13 protein-coding genes are annotated in these 18856 nt (G+C 76.6%); 4 read left to right on the forward strand and 9 right to left on the reverse strand.

Translation table 11 applies throughout. From position 1 onward, the window contains the following. Positions 1–17 precede the first annotated feature (17 nt). Both ACH4TG_RS37540 and ACH4TG_RS37545 read right to left on the reverse strand, forming a co-directional pair. Positions 18–440, reverse strand: coding sequence for a roadblock/LC7 domain-containing protein (locus ACH4TG_RS37540; protein WP_069464826.1), 423 nt, complete (start codon positions 438–440; stop codon positions 18–20). Next, positions 437–3082, reverse strand: a complete 2646-nt coding sequence (locus ACH4TG_RS37545) for a nitrate- and nitrite sensing domain-containing protein (protein ID WP_398247192.1) — start codon at positions 3080–3082, stop codon at positions 437–439. The genes ACH4TG_RS37540 and ACH4TG_RS37545 overlap by 4 nt, the downstream gene beginning before the upstream one ends. 176 nt (positions 3083–3258) lie before the next feature. Between ACH4TG_RS37545 and ACH4TG_RS37550 the strand changes: the two genes are divergently transcribed. Then, positions 3259–3678, forward strand: a complete 420-nt coding sequence (locus tag ACH4TG_RS37550; RefSeq protein WP_398247194.1) for a hypothetical protein — start codon at positions 3259–3261, stop codon at positions 3676–3678. A 9-nt stretch (positions 3679–3687) separates the two neighbouring features. Here the strand turns inward: ACH4TG_RS37550 and ACH4TG_RS37555 are convergent, their stop codons facing one another. The 3 genes from ACH4TG_RS37555 to ACH4TG_RS37565 form a co-directional block, all read right to left on the reverse strand. Then, positions 3688–8550, reverse strand: a complete 4863-nt coding sequence (locus ACH4TG_RS37555; RefSeq protein WP_398247196.1) for a hypothetical protein — start codon at positions 8548–8550, stop codon at positions 3688–3690. A 148-nt stretch (positions 8551–8698) separates the two neighbouring features. Continuing rightward, positions 8699–9580 carry a hypothetical protein gene (locus ACH4TG_RS37560; protein WP_398247198.1) on the reverse strand — a complete coding sequence of 294 codons (882 nt, stop codon included), beginning with the start codon at positions 9578–9580 and terminating at the stop codon, positions 8699–8701. 117 nt (positions 9581–9697) lie between these two features. Then, the gene (locus tag ACH4TG_RS37565; protein ID WP_398247199.1) at positions 9698–11227 is read right to left on the reverse strand and encodes a hypothetical protein; all 1530 of its coding nucleotides are present in this window, start codon (positions 11225–11227) and stop codon (positions 9698–9700) included. A gap of 235 nt (positions 11228–11462) precedes the next feature. Here ACH4TG_RS37565 and ACH4TG_RS37570 point away from each other — a divergent pair, with 235 nt between their 5' ends. The 3 genes from ACH4TG_RS37570 (at position 11463) to ACH4TG_RS37580 (ending at position 13829) form a co-directional block, all read left to right on the forward strand. Beyond that, positions 11463–12224 (forward strand): LamB/YcsF family protein, encoded by a 762-nt coding sequence (locus ACH4TG_RS37570; RefSeq protein WP_398247201.1) that lies wholly within the window; start codon positions 11463–11465, stop codon positions 12222–12224. 88 nt (positions 12225–12312) lie between these two features. Continuing rightward, positions 12313–12945 carry an allophanate hydrolase subunit 1 gene (locus ACH4TG_RS37575; protein WP_398247203.1) on the forward strand — a complete coding sequence of 211 codons (633 nt, stop codon included), beginning with the start codon at positions 12313–12315 and terminating at the stop codon, positions 12943–12945. Continuing rightward, positions 12942–13829: a biotin-dependent carboxyltransferase family protein gene (locus tag ACH4TG_RS37580; protein ID WP_398247205.1), complete on the forward strand. Its 888-nt coding sequence runs from the start codon at positions 12942–12944 to the stop codon at positions 13827–13829. The genes ACH4TG_RS37575 and ACH4TG_RS37580 overlap by 4 nt, the downstream gene beginning before the upstream one ends. Here the strand turns inward: ACH4TG_RS37580 and ACH4TG_RS37585 are convergent. The 4 genes from ACH4TG_RS37585 to ACH4TG_RS37600 all read right to left on the reverse strand — a co-directional run bounded on the left by ACH4TG_RS37585 (position 13721) and on the right by ACH4TG_RS37600 (position 18769). After that, a complete protein-coding gene (locus tag ACH4TG_RS37585) occupies positions 13721–14686 on the reverse strand; it encodes an SGNH/GDSL hydrolase family protein (protein ID WP_398247207.1) in 966 nt (321 codons plus the stop codon). The two genes, ACH4TG_RS37580 and ACH4TG_RS37585, sit on opposite strands and share 109 nt — an antisense overlap. A 208-nt stretch (positions 14687–14894) precedes the next feature. Continuing rightward, positions 14895–16076 carry a glycosyltransferase gene (locus ACH4TG_RS37590; RefSeq protein ID WP_398247209.1) on the reverse strand — a complete coding sequence of 394 codons (1182 nt, stop codon included), beginning with the start codon at positions 16074–16076 and terminating at the stop codon, positions 14895–14897. Continuing rightward, positions 16073–17194 (reverse strand): glycosyltransferase family 4 protein, encoded by a 1122-nt coding sequence (locus ACH4TG_RS37595; protein WP_398247211.1) that lies wholly within the window; start codon positions 17192–17194, stop codon positions 16073–16075. Before ACH4TG_RS37595 ends, ACH4TG_RS37590 begins: the two co-directional genes overlap by 4 nt. A gap of 102 nt (positions 17195–17296) precedes the next feature. Further along, a complete protein-coding gene (locus ACH4TG_RS37600; protein ID WP_398247213.1) occupies positions 17297–18769 on the reverse strand; it encodes a HEAT repeat domain-containing protein in 1473 nt (490 codons plus the stop codon). Between the last annotated feature and the right edge of the window lie 87 nt (positions 18770–18856).

Here is an 18856-nt window from a genome sequence, read left to right on the forward strand (position 1 = left end):
TCGCGCCAACTCTTCGGTCAGCCGCTGAGCAGCGTGCCGCCGTCGTGCCGCGGGGCGGTGCCCAGGTGGGCTCCTACCCGCTTGACCAGGAGGGCCATCTCGTACGCGACCTGGCCGACGTCGGACTCGGCGTCGGTGAGCACGGCCAGGCAGCTGCCGTCACCCGCCGCGGTCACGAACAGGAAGGCGTCGTCGAGTTCGACCATGGTCTGCCGGACGCTGCCGGCCTTGAAGTGCCGTCCGACGCCCTTGGCCAGGCTGTGGAAGCCGGAGGCCACGGCGGCCAGGTGCTCGGAGTCCTCACGGGTCAGCCCGTCGGAGGCGCCGATGGCCAGACCGTCCCCGGAGAGGACCAGGGCCTTGCGGATGCTGGCCACGCGGGTGACCAGATCGTCAAGGAGCCAGCTCAGCTCACGTGTAGGGCTCGATGGTGCGGTCATCGACCGTTCCCCTCAGGTGTCGTTCGCGGTACCGATGTCGACGGCTGGTCGCCGGATCCGGGATAGGGACCTTGGCCGGGCTCGGGGTCGGCGGTCTGCCGTCCCCGCTGCCAGCCGCGCTGGAGAGCGGCCATCCGGTCCCGCACCTCGTCCGCCGAGCGCTCACGGGCGCCTGCGCCGTCGGCGCTCGGGCCGGAGTCGGTGGGGATCTCGCGCAGTTGGGGCGCGAGGCTGGCCTGGCGGACCCGGCGCGGCAGGAGGGGGCCCGTCCCTCCTTGCGGTCCCGCCGGGTTCCCGGGACCCGCGGGGCCCGACGGTCCGGGGATCGCCGGTCCGCCCGCGCCGCCCGGCAGCAGCCCGGGTCCCCCGCCGGAGCGGGGAGCCGGGAACGGCGGGATCGGCGCGGCGGCCTCCGGCTGGTAGGCCGGGACGCCCTGCGGTGCGGCGGGGGGTTCGGGCTGCGGCGGGGCGCTGTGCCGGCCGTGCCGGCCACCGCCGACCTGCCGCCCGTTGTCGGTGACGAGCACCGGGGCGGCCCGGCGCCGGCGCCGCGGGAGCGGGCCGTCCAGTTCGGGGTCCTCGGCCGGCAGCGCGGACGGCTCGTCCGGGTGCGCGACGTGCTCCTTCTGCGACTCGTCGCCGACCCCGTCCATCCCCCACTGGCGGAAGGTGTGTTCGGGGTCGCCGCCGCGCTCGGCCGGCACGGGGTCGGTGAGGTCCTCGATCCGGTTCGAACCCGTGTCGTCGCCGGTCTCGTTGAGCAGCGCCGAGGGGATCAGCACCACCGCGGTGGTGCCGCCGTACGGGGACTGTCGCAACGAGACGCGCACGCCCTGCCGCTGGGCCAGCCGGCTGACCACGAACAGGCCCAGCCGGTCGGTGTCGGACAGCTCGAACTCGGGGGTCTCGGCCAGCCGGAGGTTCGCCTCGAGCAGCGCGTCGGGGGTCAGTCCGAGGCCGCGGTCGTCGATCTCCAGCACGAAGCCGTTGGCCACCGGCTCGCCGTGCAGCCGCACCTGGGTGTGCGGGGGGCTGAACACCGCGGCGTTCTCGATGAGTTCGGCGAGCAGGTGGGTGAGGTCGGCGACCGCGGAGCCGGTCACGGCCATCCGCGGCAGCCGGCGCACCTCGATGCGCTCGTAGTCCTCGACCTCGGCGACGGCGGCGCGCACCACATCCATCAGCTGGACGGGCTTGCGCCACTGCCGGGACGGCGCCGCGCCGGAGAGGATGACCAGGCCCTCGGCGTGCCGCCGCATGCGGGTGGTCATGTGGTCCAGGCGGAACAGGTCGGCCAGTTCCTCGGAGTTCTCGGTGCGCCGCTCCATGGCGTCCAGCAGCGTGAGCTGCCGGTGCAGCAGCACCTGGCTGCGGCGGGCCAGGTTGACGAAGACGTCGGAGACGCCCTTGCGCATGTCGGCCTGCCGGACGGCGGCCTCCACCGCGGCCCGCTGCAGCGTGTTGAGCGCCTTGCCGACCTGGCCGATCTCGTCGTCGGCGTACTGCAGCCGCGGTACCTCGGTCTCCACGTCGACCTGCTCGCCGGACGCCAGCCGCCGCATCACGCGCGGCAGGCGGGTGCCGGAGACCTCCTGGGCCTCGCGGCGCAGGCCGGTCAGGTCGCGGATCAGGCTGCGGCCGATGCGGACCGACACGATCAGGGTGGCGACCACCGCGATCAGGCCGAGGCCGGCCACCACCGAGGTCTCCACCAGCAGCGTGGTGGGCAGCGACCGGGCCTTCTTGTAGAACGACGCCGTGGACGTGGCGTTGATCCGGCCGATGTCGTCGAACGCGCTGGCGGCGACGGTCTGCCACTGCAGGTGGCTCGCGGTCAGGGCCGCGTTGTCGGCACCCGAGGCGACCACCGCGTCCTGCACCTTGCGCAGGCTCTTGCCGCCGTCGCCCTGCCAGTACACGTCGTACGCCGTACGGAGCTTGCTGTCCATGACCGGCAGGTTGTCGTCGTAGGCGCCGCGCTCCTGGGCCACCGCGAAGGTGAAGGAGGTGAACTCCGCCTTGCTCATGTGGCCGGTGCTGATCGCGGCGGCCATCAGCGCGTCCTGGCGGCTCAGGTCCTCGCGCGCACGGCTGAGGTTGAGGCCCGCGCGGCGCTGGCCGTCCTGGGTCACATCGGTCAGCGGCAGCACGTCGGCGTAGAAGAGCCAGGCCGGATCGAGGAGCGAATTGTACGCGTCGTACGTGTCATTGCGGGTGATACGGCCGTTGTCGATCCGCTGCCGCAGCGACGTGAGACCCTCGACGGTGTTCAGGAAGACATCCAGCCGGCTGTTCGCGCGGCTGTTGAGATCCTTGCGGATACCGGAGGCCGTGAGCTGTGTACGGAGTTTGGCGACCGCCGCGTCGGTTGTCTGCTCCTGCTTGTTGTAGGCGATCCGCGCCTGCGAGTCGCGGGTGTTGGCCACATAGACCAATGCCACCCGGCGCTCCTGCTGGAGGCTGCTCACCACCTCGTTCGTGGGGTAGCCGATGTTGTTCGTCACGCGCTGGATGTTCGGACGGCCGAACACCGCGCGACCGGTGAGCGTGGCGGCGAATGCCCAGATGGTGGTGAGTGACACCAGTGGGATGAGCAGCAGCGCCACGATCTTCCGGCGGATCGTCGTACCGCGAAAGCGCATGGCCTCCCCAACGTCTCCCCCGAAACGGGGTTCGTCTGTCGCGTTTAAACGGCGTGAGCCTACTACTGTCACAGTCGTAACTCGAAAGTCCGTCTGTGGAGTTGGGCTGGTCTGGGCGAAAGGTACCGCCGCGCGGCACCGGAATGGAGGCGGAAACTTTGGGGCAGGCACGGTGCATGGAGTTCGAACGCCGATCGGTATGGGAGTACGACCCCGTCGGCACCCCGCGGATGCCTGATCCGGTCCGTGCGGCGGCGGTACGGGCCGTCCTGATCACGGCACTGGCGTTGGTGGAGACCGTCGTCGACGTGCTGCTGGCTCTCGGGGAGTCCTGGCTGTCCGCGCCCATGCTGCTGTTCACCGTGTTCACCTGCGTCGTCGCCACCTGGTCGGTGCTGGACGTGTGGGTCACCCGGCAGGTGTGGAACCAGCGCAACGGCGTGGTGTCCAGCCCCAGCAGCGTGGCGCGGACCTTGCGCAGGGACCGCCGCAGGGCGCGCCGGGCCGCCCGGCGGACCGCCCGGCGCTCCGCGGGCAGACCGTCCCGCGAGCCGTCCGGCCGCCGGCTCCGGATACCGCGGGTGCACGGGGTCTAGCCCCGGCGGCTACACCTCCGCCTGGGCCGCGGGCTGACCGGCCCCGCCCGAGGGCGTCTGAACCGGCAATTCCGCCGCGCGTCCTGCCGGTGCACCCGGCAGCGCGCCGGCCGGTGTGTCGGCCGGCGCGGCCACCGGTGCCTCCGCGGGCGCGTCGGCCGGTCGCCGGAACATCCGGGTGGCGGTGATCTCGCCGTGCACCGGCTCCCCGTGCGGGTCCGCCACCGGCAGGCCCGGCCGCAGGTGCTCCTCCACGCTGATGTACTTCAGGCCCGCCCGCAGGTCCGCGTCGTTGCGCAGCCGCACGACGAGCGGGAACTCGGCGAGAGCGGTGGTGTCGAACAGGCCGGTGGTGTAGATCAGCTGGACACCGAGCGCGTCGGCCACCGCGCGCTGCAGCTCCAGCAGGTACGTGGCGTTGGCCCGGCCGATCGGGTTGTCCAGGAAGAGCGTGCCGGCGTGCCGCTGCCGGTCCCGTCCCCGGTCGTTGCTGCGCAGCGCGGCCATCGTGCAGTACAGGGCGATCGCGGCGGTGAGCAGCTGCCCGCCGGAGAACACGTCGCCCATCTGCCCGACCGGCACCCGCTCGGCGCGCAGCACCGCGTCCGGCTTGAGGATCTCCACGGCCACGCCGCGCGGCTCCAGTGCCGCCGCGACCCCGCGCAGCAGCAGCGTCATGCCGTCGCGGCGAAGGTCGGAGTTCTTGCGCACCGCGGCCCTGGTCGCCTCGTCGATGACCTCGCCGAGCCGCTCGGTGAGCACCGCCTGGTCGGGGTCCTCGAACCGGATCCGCAGGAACTCCTGGCCGGACCACTCGCCGAGGCCCTCGGGCAGCCGTGACAGCCGCTGGGCCGAGCGCAGCGTCGCCAGGGAGGACTCCACCAGCCCGCGCAGCCGGTCCACGATGCTGTCGCGGTTGCGCTCCAGCTGCTCCAGCTCGTCGGTCAGCACGCGCAGCCGGGGGGCGAACGCCGCGGCCCAGGAGGCCGCGTGGTCGGGCAGCGCGGCCGCGGGCAGCTCGCGGATCTGCTGCCGGGCGGGCGTGCGGACCTGCTCGTAGCGGACCGCGTTGGCGTGCCGCACCAGCACGTCGCCGGCCTCGCGCAACTGGGTCTCCGCGGTGGACAGGTCGGCGGCGCAGCCGCGCAGGCCGCGGCGGGCCTCCGCGGCGGCCTGCCGGGCCTCCTCGGGGTTGCCCTGGTACGGCTCGGGCTCCTCCTCGTCGGGGTGCTGGCCGGTGTCCCTGAGCAGGTCGCGGAGCATCGCCGCGAGCTCGTCGAAACCGCCCGCCGCGTCCTCGGCGGCGCGGTGGTCGCGGACCACGTCCGCGTGCGCCGCCCTGGCCTGCTCCAGGGCCTCGGTACGGGAGGAGAGTTCGCCGTTGGCGGCCCGCAGCAGCTGCTGGGCGTGGTCGGCGTCGCGCGGGGTCAGCTCCTCCGGCAGCTCGGCGTGGGCGCCGCCGTCGGCGGGCGCGTGGCGCTCCGCCTCGCCGCGCAGCCGGCCCAGTTGCTCGCTCGCGGCGGACTGCCGGGACTCCAGGGTCTGCACGAGCTGGTCGGCGCGGGCGGCCGCGGCCTGCCGGGCCGGGCCGTCGGCGCCGTCGGGTCCTTCCAGCAATTGGGCGGCGCGACTGCGCACCTTGTTGGTGAGGCGCTCCAGTTCGGTGAGGGCCGCGCTCTCCGTGCTCTCCGCGCGGGCCTGTTCGGCCCGCAGGTCGGCGCCGACGCCGACCTTCTCGTACACCTGGGACGCCGCCCGGTACGCCTCGCGGAGCGCCGGCAGGGCCTGCGGCGCGGCGGGGCCGGCGGCCGCGTTCTCCGGGGTGTCCTCCGGCGCGCCGGCGATCTCGGAGCGCTCGGCCCGCAGCACCCGCGCGGTGCGGCGGGCGTCGTCGGAGGCGCGCTGGGCCGCGCGGCGGTCCTCGTCGGCGGCGCGGGCGAGCGCGAGGCACGCCTCGGCCCGGGCCTCGGCCTCCGCCGCGTCGGCGGCCAGCTCGCGGCTCCTGCGCTGCCAGTTGGCCCGCTCGCGCAGCCGGTGCGCCAGACCCGCGAGGGCGTCGGCGCGGCGGCGGGCCTGCTCGGCGGCGCCGCGGCGGGTGTCGCTCTCGGCGGCGGCCGAGGCCGCGGCGGCCTCCGCCTCGGCCCGCTCGGCGCGGGCCTCGGCGAGTGCGGCCCGGGTCCGCTCCGCGCCGTCCCTGGCCGCGGCGACGTCCGCCTCCAGCTCGGCCAGCCGGCCTTCGGGGCAGGTCGAACGCCACGAGGCGAGGCGGGCGAGCAGCGTCCTGTCGTGCGCGAGGCGGGCGGCCAGGGTCCGGATGTCCTCCTCGCGGGCGGTGGCGCGGGCCCGCAGCTCCTGCCGCTCGCCGTCCGCGGCCACCTCGTCGTGCATCGCCGGGTTCGGCGGGACGAGGAACAGGTCGGGGGCGGTGCCCGCTCCGGGCGGCGGCGCCAGCAGGGCGGCGGCCGTGCCGACGGCCACCGTGGAGCGCGGCAGCAGCGCGGCCTGCCCCAGCACCTCCTTCGCCCGCAGGTAGGAGTCGGGGTCGGTCACCACGACGCCGTCGACGAGTTCGGGCCTGGCCGCCAGCACGACGGCGTGGTCGGCCGGGTCGACGGCCTGCGCGAGGTAGCGCCAGCCGGGCAGCGCGGGGATGCCGTGCTCCCCGAGGAACTCGACGGTGGCCAGCACGTCGGGACCCGGCGGCAGCAGCCCGCCGTCGCCGAGCGCGGCCAGGATCCGCGCGTCGTCCGCCGCGGCCGTCCGCAGCTCGAACAGCTGCCGCTCGGCGGTCGTCACCGACTCGTCCAGCAGCTCGCGCAGTTCCTCCGCGAACCCGTCCAGCTCCGCGGGGGCCAGCGCCGTCCCGCGCCCGGCGGGAACGCCCATGGCCGCGCCGCCGGCCGGCGGGGCGCCCAGCGCACCCGCGGGCGTCGACCCCGCGCCGGGCACCGGGTCGTCGTCCCCCGCGGTCGCGCGCGGGGACGGGATGGCGGTGGCCGGGTGGGTGCCCGCGGACGCCCCGGGGGCCGGGGGGAGGCCGAGGAGCGCGGCGAGGCGCGGGTCGGCGGCCAGGGCCGTGGCGGCGACGGTCGCGGCGGACTGGGCCGCTTCCGCCGTGGCGAGGGCGTCGGCGGCGCGGGCCGCGGCGAGTTCGGCCCTGGCCTCGGCGGAGGCCGTGTCGCGGGCCCGGGTCGCGGTGGCCGCGGCGGCCTCCGCGGCGGCGCGTGCCAGGGTGTCCGCGGTCTTCTCCGCATCGGCGGCGGCGAGCGCGGCCCGCGCCGGGTCGGCGTCCGGCGCCGTGTCGTCGAGCCAGCCGGCCCGTACCGCCTCGGCGGTCTCCTGCTCGACCTCGGCCAGGCGCTGGGTGAGGTGACCGCTCTCGCTGCGGGCGCGCTCGGCCTCGGTGGCCGCGGCGGTCGCGTCGCGGTGCGCGGTCTCCGACTGCCCCTGGAGGACGGCGGACCGCTCCTCCTCCTCGTCGGCCTGCTGCTCGGCGCGCGCGGCGGCCGCGTGCAGCGCGCGGACCAGGGCCGTCGCGGCCTGGGTGCGGGCGGCGAGCGCGGGGGCGGCGTCCCGCTCGGCCTCGCGGATGGCCTCGGTGACGCGGGCCAGCCGGTCGCCCGCGGCGCGGTGCCGCAGCACGGTCTCCGCGGCCTGCCACGCGGAGTGCAGCGTGCGGGCGTCGCCGAGTTCGCGGCGCAGTGCCGCGGCCCCCTTCTCGGCCGCGGCCAGCGCCAGCGAGGCGTGGCGGTAGGCGAGTTCGGCCGCGATGCCGGCGCTGCCGCCGCGGGCCTGCTCGGCGTCGGTGACGGCGTGCGCGGCCTGGGCCATGTGCTGGGCGAGCTCGCCGGCCCGGGCGCGCTCCTGCCGGGCGCGGGCCGCGAGCCGGTGGGTGAGGCCGCGGGTGCGGCGCTCGGACTGGGCGTGGACCGCCCGGGCCCGGTCGCGCGCCGCGGCGTTCTCGACGATGCGCTCCAGCAGGTCCAGGGAGCCGGCCGTGAAGTCGCGCTCCGCGGTCAGTTCGGCGCGGCGGCCGAGCTTGCCGGCGAAGCCGTGGACGAGGTCGGCCAGCCCGTCGGTGTCGCGGGTGTCGGTGACCGCGCGCAGCAGCAGGTCGGTGAAGTCGGAGTCCTTCTTGACCGCGAAGAGGCCGGCGGCCTCGCCCTCGTCGGCGTTCATCTCCCGCTGGTAGCGGAAGAGTTCGGGGTCCAGGCCGAGGTCGCCGAGGTGCTCGTTCCAGCGGTCGTGGATCTCCTCCCACACCACGTCGAGGTGCGGGTACGCCTTGCCGGCCTCGGTGAGCGCGTCCCGGAAGCCCTTCATCGTGCGGCGCCGGCCGCGCGCGCCGGAGGTCCCCTCGGCCACCGGCCGGACCGCGGTGGTCTCGGCGACCGGCAGCGAGTCCAGGCTGAGCCCGGGACCGGGCCGGAAGGAGTACCAGGCCTCGGCGAACTTCCGCGGGTCGGAGGAGACCTGGCGGCCCCGCCACTCGCTGACCTTGCCGACGACCACCAGCTCACCGGTGAGGGTGTGCTGCCATTCCAGGGCGACGTGCCCGCAGTCCTCGGCCAGCAGGAACTTCCTGAGCACGCCGGAGCTGGCGCCGCCGAGGGTGTTGCGGTGGCCGGGCAGCATCACCGAGAAGATCAGCTTGAGCAGGACGGACTTGCCGCCGCCGTTCTCCAGGAACAGCACGCCGGCCGGGGCGGGCCGGCGCGGCGGTCCGGCGGGCTCGTCCGCGAAGAACTCGCCCTGCGCGGGCGCGGGATGCGGCACCGGCTCGCCGACGCCCCGCAGGTCGAGCACGGTGTCGGCGTACCGCGCGCCCGCGGGCCCGATGGAGTACAGGCGGACTCGGGAAAGCTCGTACATGCAAGGCTCTCGTGCTCGGAAGGTCGGGGGCGACGGGCGGATCAGCGGGGTCGGGACCAGGGTCTGCGGTCGGGTCGGGGTCGTACTCGGCGGGGTCGGAACGGGCGGTTCGGCAGGGGACGTTCGGGGCAGGACGGCCCGGCCCGGGTCAGGACGAGGCGGCGTGGAACGGCAGTCCCGCGTCGTCGGCCAGCAGGTCGTCGTCGGCGGCGGGGGCCAGGCTGGCCGTGCCGTCGCTCACCGGGACCACGCCCAGGTCGAGGAGTTCGGCCATGGCCGCGCCGCCCGCCATGTCCCGTACCTGCAACTGGTAGCGGGCGGTGGTGCGGTAGGTGCCTCCGTGCTCGTCGCCGGTGCGCTGCAGGAACCCGGAGTCGACCAGGAAAGCGACGGCCTTGCCGATGATGCCGGTGGTCGAACTGGCCAGCCGCCGGGCGTCCTTGGTGGCGCCGGTGGCGCTGCGCCGCACGTACACCCGCCAGGCCGCCTCCAGGCCGGGGGCGTCGCTGGCCGGGTCGGTGTTCTCGCCCGCCTCGTCGGCGCGCTCCTCCAGGCGGCGGCACGCCTGCCGGACGAACGCGTCGACGCCGTGGACGGTGATGCGGCCGATGTAGCCGTCGTCGGCGAGGTCCTCGGGGCGGGGGAACGCCAGCGCGGCGGCGGCCAGATGGGCCAGGCCGTGCAGGAACCGGTCGCCGGTGTCGGAGGCGGCGCGCCGGGCGTAGTCGCCCATGCGGACGGCGAAGACCGAGTCCTCGGCCGCGGCGACGGCCATGCCGGCCCGCGGGGAGACCTCCAGCACGATCAGGCCGAGGCCGGCCGCCACCGCGTCGGCGAGCCGGGCGAATCCGGGGTCCTCGCGGTGCCGCCGGATCAGCTCCGCGTACTCGGCGTCACGCGCGGGCAGCAGCCTGGGCTGGAGCCCGTACCCGACCAGGCGCGCGGCGTCCGCCACGTCGCCGGCGGTCGGCGCCGGCCGCGCGCCCTCGGGCTTTTGGGGCTCGGCGGCTTCCTCCCGCGCCTCATTCACGTCCCGCACTCCTCAACTCCGCTCGACTCCACTGCCTGCCGGCGCGCTGTCCGCCGCTGCCGCCCGTCCTGCTCGGGGGCCCGCCCGCGGTCCTGTCCGCGGTCCTGTTCGGGGCGGTCACGGGGCGACCGCGCCGGTGAGCCGCGCCATGCCGACGATGAGGTCGGCGCCGCCGAACTCCGGGTCGTCCAGGGGCGTGCCGTCGTCGACGGCGAACAGCAGCTGCGGCTCGCCCTGCCGGTGGGCGGTGCCGACCGGCGGGGACGCGGCGTGGACGGCCAGCAGCGCGACGAGGTAGGGCAGGTCGGGGTCGCGGCGCCGGGCCTCGGCGAGCAGGCCGGACAGCCGGCGCGGGGCGTCCGGCGGCAGCTCCAGCAGTTCCAGCGCGGACTCCAGTTGCTCGTCGGAGAACCGGGAGTCGTCGGGGGTGGCCACCAGGTCGGGCTCGGGCATCTCGGCGCCGAGGTGCTCGCGTTCGACGGGCGGGGTCAGCAGCAGGTCGACGAGGTCGCCGACGCGGACCGCGGCCGGGGTGCGCAGCCCGGTGCCGCGGGCGAAGAACGCGTCGGTGACGCGGGCGGCCTGCTCGACCGGCAGCGGCAGCAGCGGGGCGACCAGCTGCCCGTACAGGTCGAGTCCTGCGCGGGCCGGGGGCGCGGCGAACGCCTGCCGGTCCTGCTCTGCGCGGAACAGCGGTCCGGCCTCCAGGAGGCGGGACTGCAGCTGGGTGTGGCGGCGGATGCAGTCCTTGACGATGTCGACGAGTTCGGCGGCCCGCCGCTTGTGCTCGGGGTCCTCCGCCTCGTCGCGCGCCTTGCGGATGTTGGTGAGGATCGCGTTCTCGTGGCGGTACCGGTCGGCGACGTGGTCGAGCGCCTCCGCGATCATGTCGGGCACCTGGCGGAGCCAGTCGACGGCGCGGACGTTGCGCCGGGTGGCCTCCAGGGTGCGGCGCAGCGTCTCGGCGTACTGCACGGTGCGGTACCGGGCCTGCTCGGCGGCGAGTTGCGCGTCGGCCAGCCGGCCGCGGCTGATCAGCACCTCCAGCTTCACCTCGGCGGCGATCTGGGCGCTGGTCACGTCGGTGTCGAGGGCGCCGACCAGGACGTTGACCGCCTCGTCGGTGGTGCGCAGGTAGACGCTGCCGCCGGGGCCCGGCACCTCCTCGATGAGCTTGAAGTCGTAGTCGCGGCGGACGTACCCGCCGTCCGCGCCGAACGTGCCGTAGACCGCGCGGAATCCGCGGTCCGCGCTGCCGACGTTGATCAGGTTCTCCAGCACCCAGCGGGCGACGCGCTCGTGCTCGGCGTGGGCCCGGACGGGGGCCTGCGCGGCGACCCGCGGCAGCAGCCTGGCCACTATCTGGTCGTGGTCCGCGCCGGTGTCGAAGTCCATGTTCAGGGTGACCAGGTCGATGGCGGCGAGCGCCACCTCGGCCATCGCGTACACCGAGTACTCACCGGCCAGGTTGGCCTTGCGCGCGTCGAGGTCGTGCAGCGGCGCGGTGCAGGCCAGGGCCTTCAGCCTGCGGGCCAGGCCCTCGTCGGCCGCGGGGCCCGGCGCGGGGCGCGGGGCTCCCGGCAGGGGGTGCGGCGCGTACGGGACGGTGGTGGTCACGCCCCACACCCTAGGCGGTGACACCGACATCACACGAAACGGCACGGATCCGCACGGGGCGGGTCAGGCTCCCGCAATGCGCCCGCGGTCCGGGCGGCCGCCCGGACCCGGCGGCACCGTGCCCGCCGGGGGCGCGGACCGAGGCACCTGGGATGATTTCGGGCGACGTGCGGACCGATCCGCGGAGTACCGGCGTGGCGGCGCCGCACGCACACCAGCGGCAGGCGCGGGACGGCACCCGCAGGACGACACCGGGCGGATCATCATGGCGGACACGGTCATCGATCTCAACGCCGACCTCGGCGAGGGCTTCGGCCGCTGGCGGTTGACGGACGACGAGGCGCTGCTGACGGTCGTGACGAGCGCCAACGTGGCGTGCGGCTACCACGCGGGCGACCCGGCGACGATGCGCCGGGTCTGCGAGCTGGCGGCGGCGCGCGGCGTGCGGATCGGCGCGCAGGTGTCGTACCGGGACCTGGCGGGGTTCGGGCGGCGCGCCATGGACGTCCCGCCGGACGAGCTGGCGGCCGAGGTGGCGTACCAGATCGGCGCGTTGGAGGTGTTCGCGCGCGCCGCCGGCTCGCGGGTGGCGTACGTCAAGCCGCACGGCGCGCTCTACAACCGCGTGGTGCACGACGCGGAGCAGGCCGCCGCGGTGGTGGCCGGCGTGCGGCTGGCCGGAGAGCTGCCGGTGCTCGGACTGCCGGGTTCGCGACTGCTGGCCGCCGCGGCCGGCGCCGGACTCCCGCAGGTGGGAGAGGCGTTCGCGGATCGCGCCTACACCGCGGCCGGCACCCTGGTGCCGCGTTCCCAGCCGGGCGCGGTGGTCGAAGAGGCGGACGCGGTCGTCGCCCGGGCGGTCGCGCTGGCCAGGGACGGCGAGGTGGCGGCGGTGACCGGCGAGCCGGTCGCGGTGCGGGCCCGGTCGCTGTGCGTGCACGGGGACACGCCGGGCGCCGCGCTGCTGGCCGCCGGCGTGCGGCGGGCGCTGGAGCAGGCGGGGCTGCGGGTGGAGGCGTTCGGATGAGCGCGCCCATCGGCGCAAGCCGGCGCCGGCGTACGGGTGGAGGAGTACCGACGGGCACTCGCCGCGGCATACGGGTGGAGGCGTTCCGATGAGCGCGGGTCCGGCGATACGGGTGCTGCCGGCCGGCCTGTCGGCGGTGCTGGTCGAGGTAGGGGACGGGGAGCGGGCGGCGGCGCTGCACGCGGAGTTGCTGCGGCGGCGGGCGGCGGGCGAACTGCCGGGCGTCACCGAGATCGTGCCCGCGGCGCGCACGGTGCTGGTGGCGGGGGTGGCGGACCCGCGGGCGTTCGCGGCCGAGGTCGCCGGCTGGGACCTGCCGCCGGTCGTGGCCCGGCCGGGCGCGGTGGTGGAGCTGCCGGTGCGCTTCGACGGGCCGGACCTGGCGGACGTGGCGGCGCTGTGGGGGACGACCGGCGGCGAGGTCGTCCGGATCGTCACCGGTACGCCGTTGCGGGTGGCGTTCTGCGGATTCGCCCCGGGGTTCGGCTACTTGACGGGGCTGCCGCCCGAACTGCACGTGCCGCGCAGGGACACTCCGCGCACCGGGGTCCCGGCCGGCTCGGTCGGACTGGCCGGTCCGTACGCCGGCGTGTACCCGCGCGCGTCGCCGGGCGGCTGGCAGATCGTGGGGACGACGGACGCGCCGCTGTGGGACGCCGCGCGCGAGCCCGCGGCCCTGCTGGCGCCGGGGACCTCGGTGCGTTTCGTGGCGGTCCGGTGAGCGCCGCCGGGCCCGCGGTGCTGCGGGTCGTACGGGCCGGGCCGCTCACCACGGTCCAGGACCTGGGCCGGCCGGGGTTCGCGCATCTGGGCGTGCCGCGGTCGGGTGCGCTGGACACCCCGGCGCTCCTGCTGGCGAACCGGCTGGTCGGCAACGCGGCGGGGGCGGCCGTGCTGGAGACCACGGTGGGCGGCTGCGCGCTCGTGGCCGAACGGGCCGCGGTCGTCGCGGTGACCGGCGCGGCGTGCCCGGTGCGGGTCGGCGGGCGGCCGGCGGCCTGGGGCGCTCCGGTTCGGGTGCCCGCGGGCGCGGTTGTGGACGTGGGCCCGGCGACGCTCGGCCTGCGCGCCTACCTGGCGGTCGCCGGCGGCGTGGCGGTCGCGCCGGTGCTCGGCAGCCGGTCGACGGACCTGCTGTCGGGGCTGGGTCCCGCGCCCCTCGCGGACGGCGACGCGCTGCCGGTGGGCGCGCCGCAGGGCCCCAGCGCGGCGGCCGACCCCCAGCCGTACGCCGCGCCCGGCGCCGACCTGGTGCTTCCGGTGGTGCCGGGCCCGCGCGACGACTGGTTCACGCAGGACGCCTGGGGCACGCTGGCCGCCGGGCGCTGGCGGGTCTCCGCCGCCTCCAACCGGATCGGCCTGCGGACCGAGGGCCCGGTGCTGGCCAGGGCCCGCACGGGTGAACTGCCCAGCGAGGGAATGGTGCCGGGCGCCGTCCAGGTGCCGCCGGACGGGCGCCCCGTGGTGTTCCTGGCCGACCACCCGACCACCGGCGGCTACCCGGTCATCGGCGTCGTGCCGGAGACCTCGCTGCCCGCGGCGGCCCAGTCGGCGCCGGGCAGCAGGATCCGTTTCGTGCCGGTGCGGGCGCCGCGCCTGGTGTAGTCGGCCACGGGCGCCGGGGCCAGGCCCAGGGACGCCAGCGCGGCGGCCGTGGCCTCGTCCGAGGCCGCGTCGAGCAGCACGGCGGTGCCGCGCGCCTGGCTGCGGTACTCCGCCCAGGCCAGCCGCAGGAGGTCGGGCAGCAGGTCGGTGCAGCGGTCCGCGACCCAGCGGGTGCCGCGGGTCGCCATCCACCACACCGAGGCGGCGCGGCCGGGCGGCGGGCCGTCGGTGCCGAGTCCGGGCCCGGGTCCGGTGGCGAGGCCCGCGGCGGCCAGCAGGACGTGGAAGTCCCGTGCCAGCACCCGGTGTCCGGCCTCGCTGGGGTGCAGCCGGTCGGCGCTGAGGCTGCCCGGGCTGGTCGACCAGGGATGTGCCGCGGCGTGCAGGTGGATCGTGCCGTGGTGGGCGGACAGGGCGTGCACGGTGTCGTTGAGCGCCCGCATCCGGCGGCCCAGCGGGCGCGCCAGCGGCCACGGCAGCCCGAGCACGGTGCCGGGGTCGGGCAGGCAGGCGGTCAGCACCTCGGCGCCGGTGGCGCGCAACGCGCCGATGGTGGTGTGCAGTTCGGCCGCGACCCGGTCGATCGCGAAACCGCCGCGCAGGGTGTCGTTGCCGCCGACCAGCACCGAGGCCAGGTGAGGGCGGTGCCGCAGGGCGGCGGCGAGCTGCGGCCCCGCCACGTCGCCGCAAAGGGCGCCGCTGCGTGCGGTGTTGAGCAGGACGACGTCCTCGCCGAGCGCCTCCGCGAGCAGGCCCGCCCAGCCCCGCCAGCCGCCGCCCGGCAGCGGGTCCCCGACGCCCTCGCTGAGCGAGTCCCCCAGCACGGCGAACCGCAGCCCCTCGGGCCCGGAGTTCACCGCGCACCGCCCGCGACCCCGAACGCCGGCCCGACTCCGGTCCGCCCGGGTACGCCGCCGACCAGGCGGATGCGGGCAACGCCGCGCCCGGGGCCGAGGACGCCTCCGCCACGCCCGCCCTCCCCCGCGCCCCCGGATGCCGGCCGATCACCGGTACGTCCAGGCAGGACGGTGACCAGGCGGACGCAGCCAGCGCGGCGAGGGCCGGTCATCGGGACGGCTCCGTGGCGGCGGGGAGGCGGGCCGCGTCGTGGGCGGCGAGGAAGGCGTCGACCGCGGCGGGCCAGGTGTAGCGCTCGGCCTGGGCGCGGGCGCGGGCCCGCCGGACCGGCTCGGGCACGTCGGTGAGCCGCCGGACCGCGGCGGCGTACTCCCCGACGGTGTCGGCGGCGGCCCCGGCCGTGCCGACGATGGCCGGCAGCGCGGACCGGGAGCTGACCACGACCGGCGTGCCGCAGGCCAGCGTCTCCAGTGCGGCGAGCCCGAAGGTCTCCACCGGCCCGGGGGCGAGGGCGACGTCGGCGCCGGCCAGGAGCGCGGCCAGCACCGCGCGGTCGGGCACGTGGCCGAGGAAGGTCACCGGCAGCCGGGCCGCGCGGGCATGCGTGGTCAGCCGGGCGCGCAGCGGCCCGTCGCCGGCGGCGACGAGGACCGCGTCGACGCCCGAGGCGCGCAGGTGGGCCAGCACCTCCAGCGCGGTGTCGGGCTTCTTCTCGGGCGACAGCCGCGAGCACATCACGAGCAGCAACTGGGCGTCCTGCGCGAACTGCCGGCGCACGGCCGGGTCGTGGCCGCCGGGGTGCCAGCCGTCGAGGTCGACGCCGAGCGGGGCGCGGACGACGTTGCGGGCGCCGATGCGCTCGAACTCGGCGGCGGCCCAGGCGGTGGTGCACACCACCTTGGTGTAGGCGTGCGCGGTACGGCGGTTGAGGGCGTCGGCGGCGCGGCGCGCGGCGCCGGACGGCAGGCCCCAGGTGCCGAGGACGCCGTCGGCGCTCTCGTGGGAGACCATGACCGCCGGGACGCGGTGGCGCCGGGCCCACTCGCCGGTCCAGCGCAGCGTGGTGCGGTCGGAGACCTCCAGGCGGTCGGGCGCGAGGGACTCCAGCAGCGCCTCGACGCGCGCCCGGCGGGCGAGCAGCCGGTAGCCGCCGCTGCCGGGGATCTCCGGACCCGGCAGCGTGATGACCCGTCCCTGCGGGGTGAGTTCGTCGCTGGCGCGCGGCCCGGGGATGACCAGCACCGGCTCGTGCCCGGCGGCCGCGTAGCCCTCGCCGAGGTGGCGCAGCGCGGTGCGCAGCCCGCCGGAGACGGGGGTGACGAAGTTGGCCACGCGGACGATGCGCAGCCCGTGGTCCGGTGTGCAAGCGGGGAGGGCGGTGCCGGTCATGCCACGGCCGCCGTTCGCTCGCCGAGCACCTGGGCGTAGTGGTCCAGGAGCTGGTCGCCGACGGCCTCCCAGGTGCGGTCGGCCACGGCCGCCCGCCCGGCCGTGCCGTAGCGGACCCGCAACCGCGCGTTCTGGTGCAGCAGCTGGACGGCGCTGCGCAGGGCGGTCTGGTCCAGCGGCGGCACCAGCAGGCCGGTCCTGCCGTGGTCGACGAGGTCGAGCGGGCCGCCGGCCGCGGGGGCGACGACGGGCAGCCCGCTGGCCATCGCCTCCTGGACCGTCTGGCAGAAGGTCTCGAAAGGGCCGGTGTGGCAGAACACGTCGAGGGAGGCGTAGATCCTGGCGAGGTCGTCTCCGGTCCTGCGGCCGAGGAAGACCGCTCCCGGCAGCGCGGCCCGCAGGCCGGGCGCGCTGGGGCCGTCGCCGACCACGACCACCCGCACGCCGGGCAGGACGCAGGTCTCGGCGAGGAGTTCGACGTGCTTCTCGGCGGCGAGCCGGCCCACGTAGCCGACGATCAGCTCGCCGCGCGGGGCGAGTTCGCGGCGCAGCGCCAGGTCGCGGCGGGCGGGGTGGAAGCGGACCGAGTCGACGCCGCGCGGCCACAGGAAGACGCGGGGCACGCCCTGTCCGGTCAGGGCGGTGACCGAGGCGCTGGAGGGGGCGAGGGTGCGCGCGGCGGCGGCGTGGACGCCGCGGATCCGCCGCCATGCCGCGGCCTCCCCGGCGTTGAGGTAGGTGCGGGCGTATCCGGCCAGGTCGGTCTGGTAGACCGCGACGGCCGGGATCCGCAGCCGGGTGGCGGCGGCCAGCCCGCGCACGCCGAGCACGAAGGGGCTCGCGAGGTGGACCAGTTCGGTGCGGTGCGCGGCGATCGCGGCGGCGGTGCGGCGGCCGGGCAGCGCCACCCGCACCTGCGGGTAGCCCGGCAGCGGGAGGGAGGGGACACGGACGACCGGGCAGGGGTCCTGCCCGGGGTCGTTCTCGTGCGGTCCTGCGGGGGCGATCACGAGCGGTTCGTGCCCGCGCCTGACCAGGTGCTCGGCCGTGCGCAGCGCGCAGTGGGCCACTCCGTTGACGTCCGGGGGGAAGGACTCGGTGACGATGGCGACTCTCATACGGTCGTTGTCGCCGTACCGGGAGTTGTCAGGGCCACGTGGATCTTTCCCCGAGGGGAACGGCCCGTGAGCGTTACTCCCCAGGTCGCCCCGGCGCCCGGTTCACCTGGCGGAACCCCCGGAGCTGAGTCGGCCGCGGACCGCGGTCTGCACCTCGGCCTCCTCGGCCGGGTCCGCGGCCAGCCGGCGCAGTTGCGCCAGCACCCGGACGTCTCCGGACGCGGCCCGGTGCGCGGCGAGTTCGCGGGTGGCCTCCTCGCAGTCCCACAGGCACTCGACGGCGAATCCGGCGCCGAACCCGGGGTCGGCGGCGGCCAGCGCCTGGGCGGTCAGGCCGCGCAACTGCGACGAGGACGTCTCGCGGTAGACGTGCCGCAGCACGGGGGCGGCGCGGCAGGCGGTCAGCTGCCCCTCGCTGCAGTCCTCGCCGCCGGTGGCGCCCTCGGCGATCCTGCCGACGCCTTCGACGAGGGCGTCCAGCCCTTCGGCGTCGGCGCCGCCGGTCTGCACGATGCGGCGCAGCGCGGCCAGCACCAGGTCGGCGTCCTGGGCGCCGCCGTGCCGGGCGAGGGAGCGGGCGGCGGCGGAGCCGAGGGCGTCGGTGCGCCGTGCCCAGACGCGGGCGCGGGTCAGCGCCTCCTCGTCGCGCAGCCGCTCGAACGACTCCAGGGCGGCCCGCTGCACGCGCTCGTCGGTGCTGGTCGCGGCGGCCTCGATGAGGTCGAGGCGGTCGGGGTCGCGGCGGTCGGTGAGGTGGCGCAGCGCGGCCGCGCGGGCGGCCGACGGGCCGCGCCGGGCGGCCTCGACGAGCTCCGGCCGGTCCTCGGGCCCGGCGACGGCGGCCAGGCAGCGGGCGGCGGGCTGGTCGCGCTCGACCGACGGATAGGCGGCCAGGCCCTCCTCGGCCCAGGCGAGCACCGCGGCGACGCTCCAGCCGGGGGTGGGACCCGCGGGCCGCATCTGCCGCTGCCAGCGGTCGAAGGAGCCCTGCTCGCCGGCTTTGCGTACCCGCTCGGCGGTGCCGGGGTGGGCGGCGTCCTCGGCCCACAGCTGCCAGGGCCGGGGCTCGTACGCCTCCCGGACGGCCCGGGCGAGGTCCGCGTCCCCCTCGGGGGTGCGCGGGAACCGGCCGACGACGGCGGGGCCCAGGGCGCGCAGCCCGGCCTCGTCGTCACGCAGTGCCAGTTCGTCGAGGGCCCACTGCCAGCAGCCGCCGGTCGCGGCGTAGCGGCGCAGCAGCCGCAGCGCGTCGCGGCGGCCGTAGCCGGCGAGGTGGCCGAGCACGGACAGGGCCAGGCCGCAGCGGTGCTCGTCCCCGGCGACGAGGTCGTCGGGGTGGAAGAGATGCTGTTCGATCCCGTCGAGCGGCCCCTCCAGGTCGGAGTAGAGGCGCGCGTAGTAGAGGGAGCGCGACTCGACCCGCCAGTCGAGCCGGGGGTCGCGCAGCACGCACTGCTCCAGGGCGGCCAGGGCCTCTGCCCGGTCGGCCGCCAGGGCATGCAGGGGCCCGTCTCCGCGTCCTCGCTGGAGGAGGCCGAGAAGGGTGCCGCTGGGCGCTATGTCTGGGTCGAACATGAGGTCAGCATCCGGTGCGGGGGGTTCCATGGCAACGGGATTTCCGCTGCCGGTGCCCGGCATCCTTACCGGCCAGCAGGCGTTCAT

Source organism: Streptomyces sp. NPDC020917, from assembly GCF_044333795.1.
GTDB lineage: Bacteria > Actinomycetota > Actinomycetes > Streptomycetales > Streptomycetaceae > Actinacidiphila.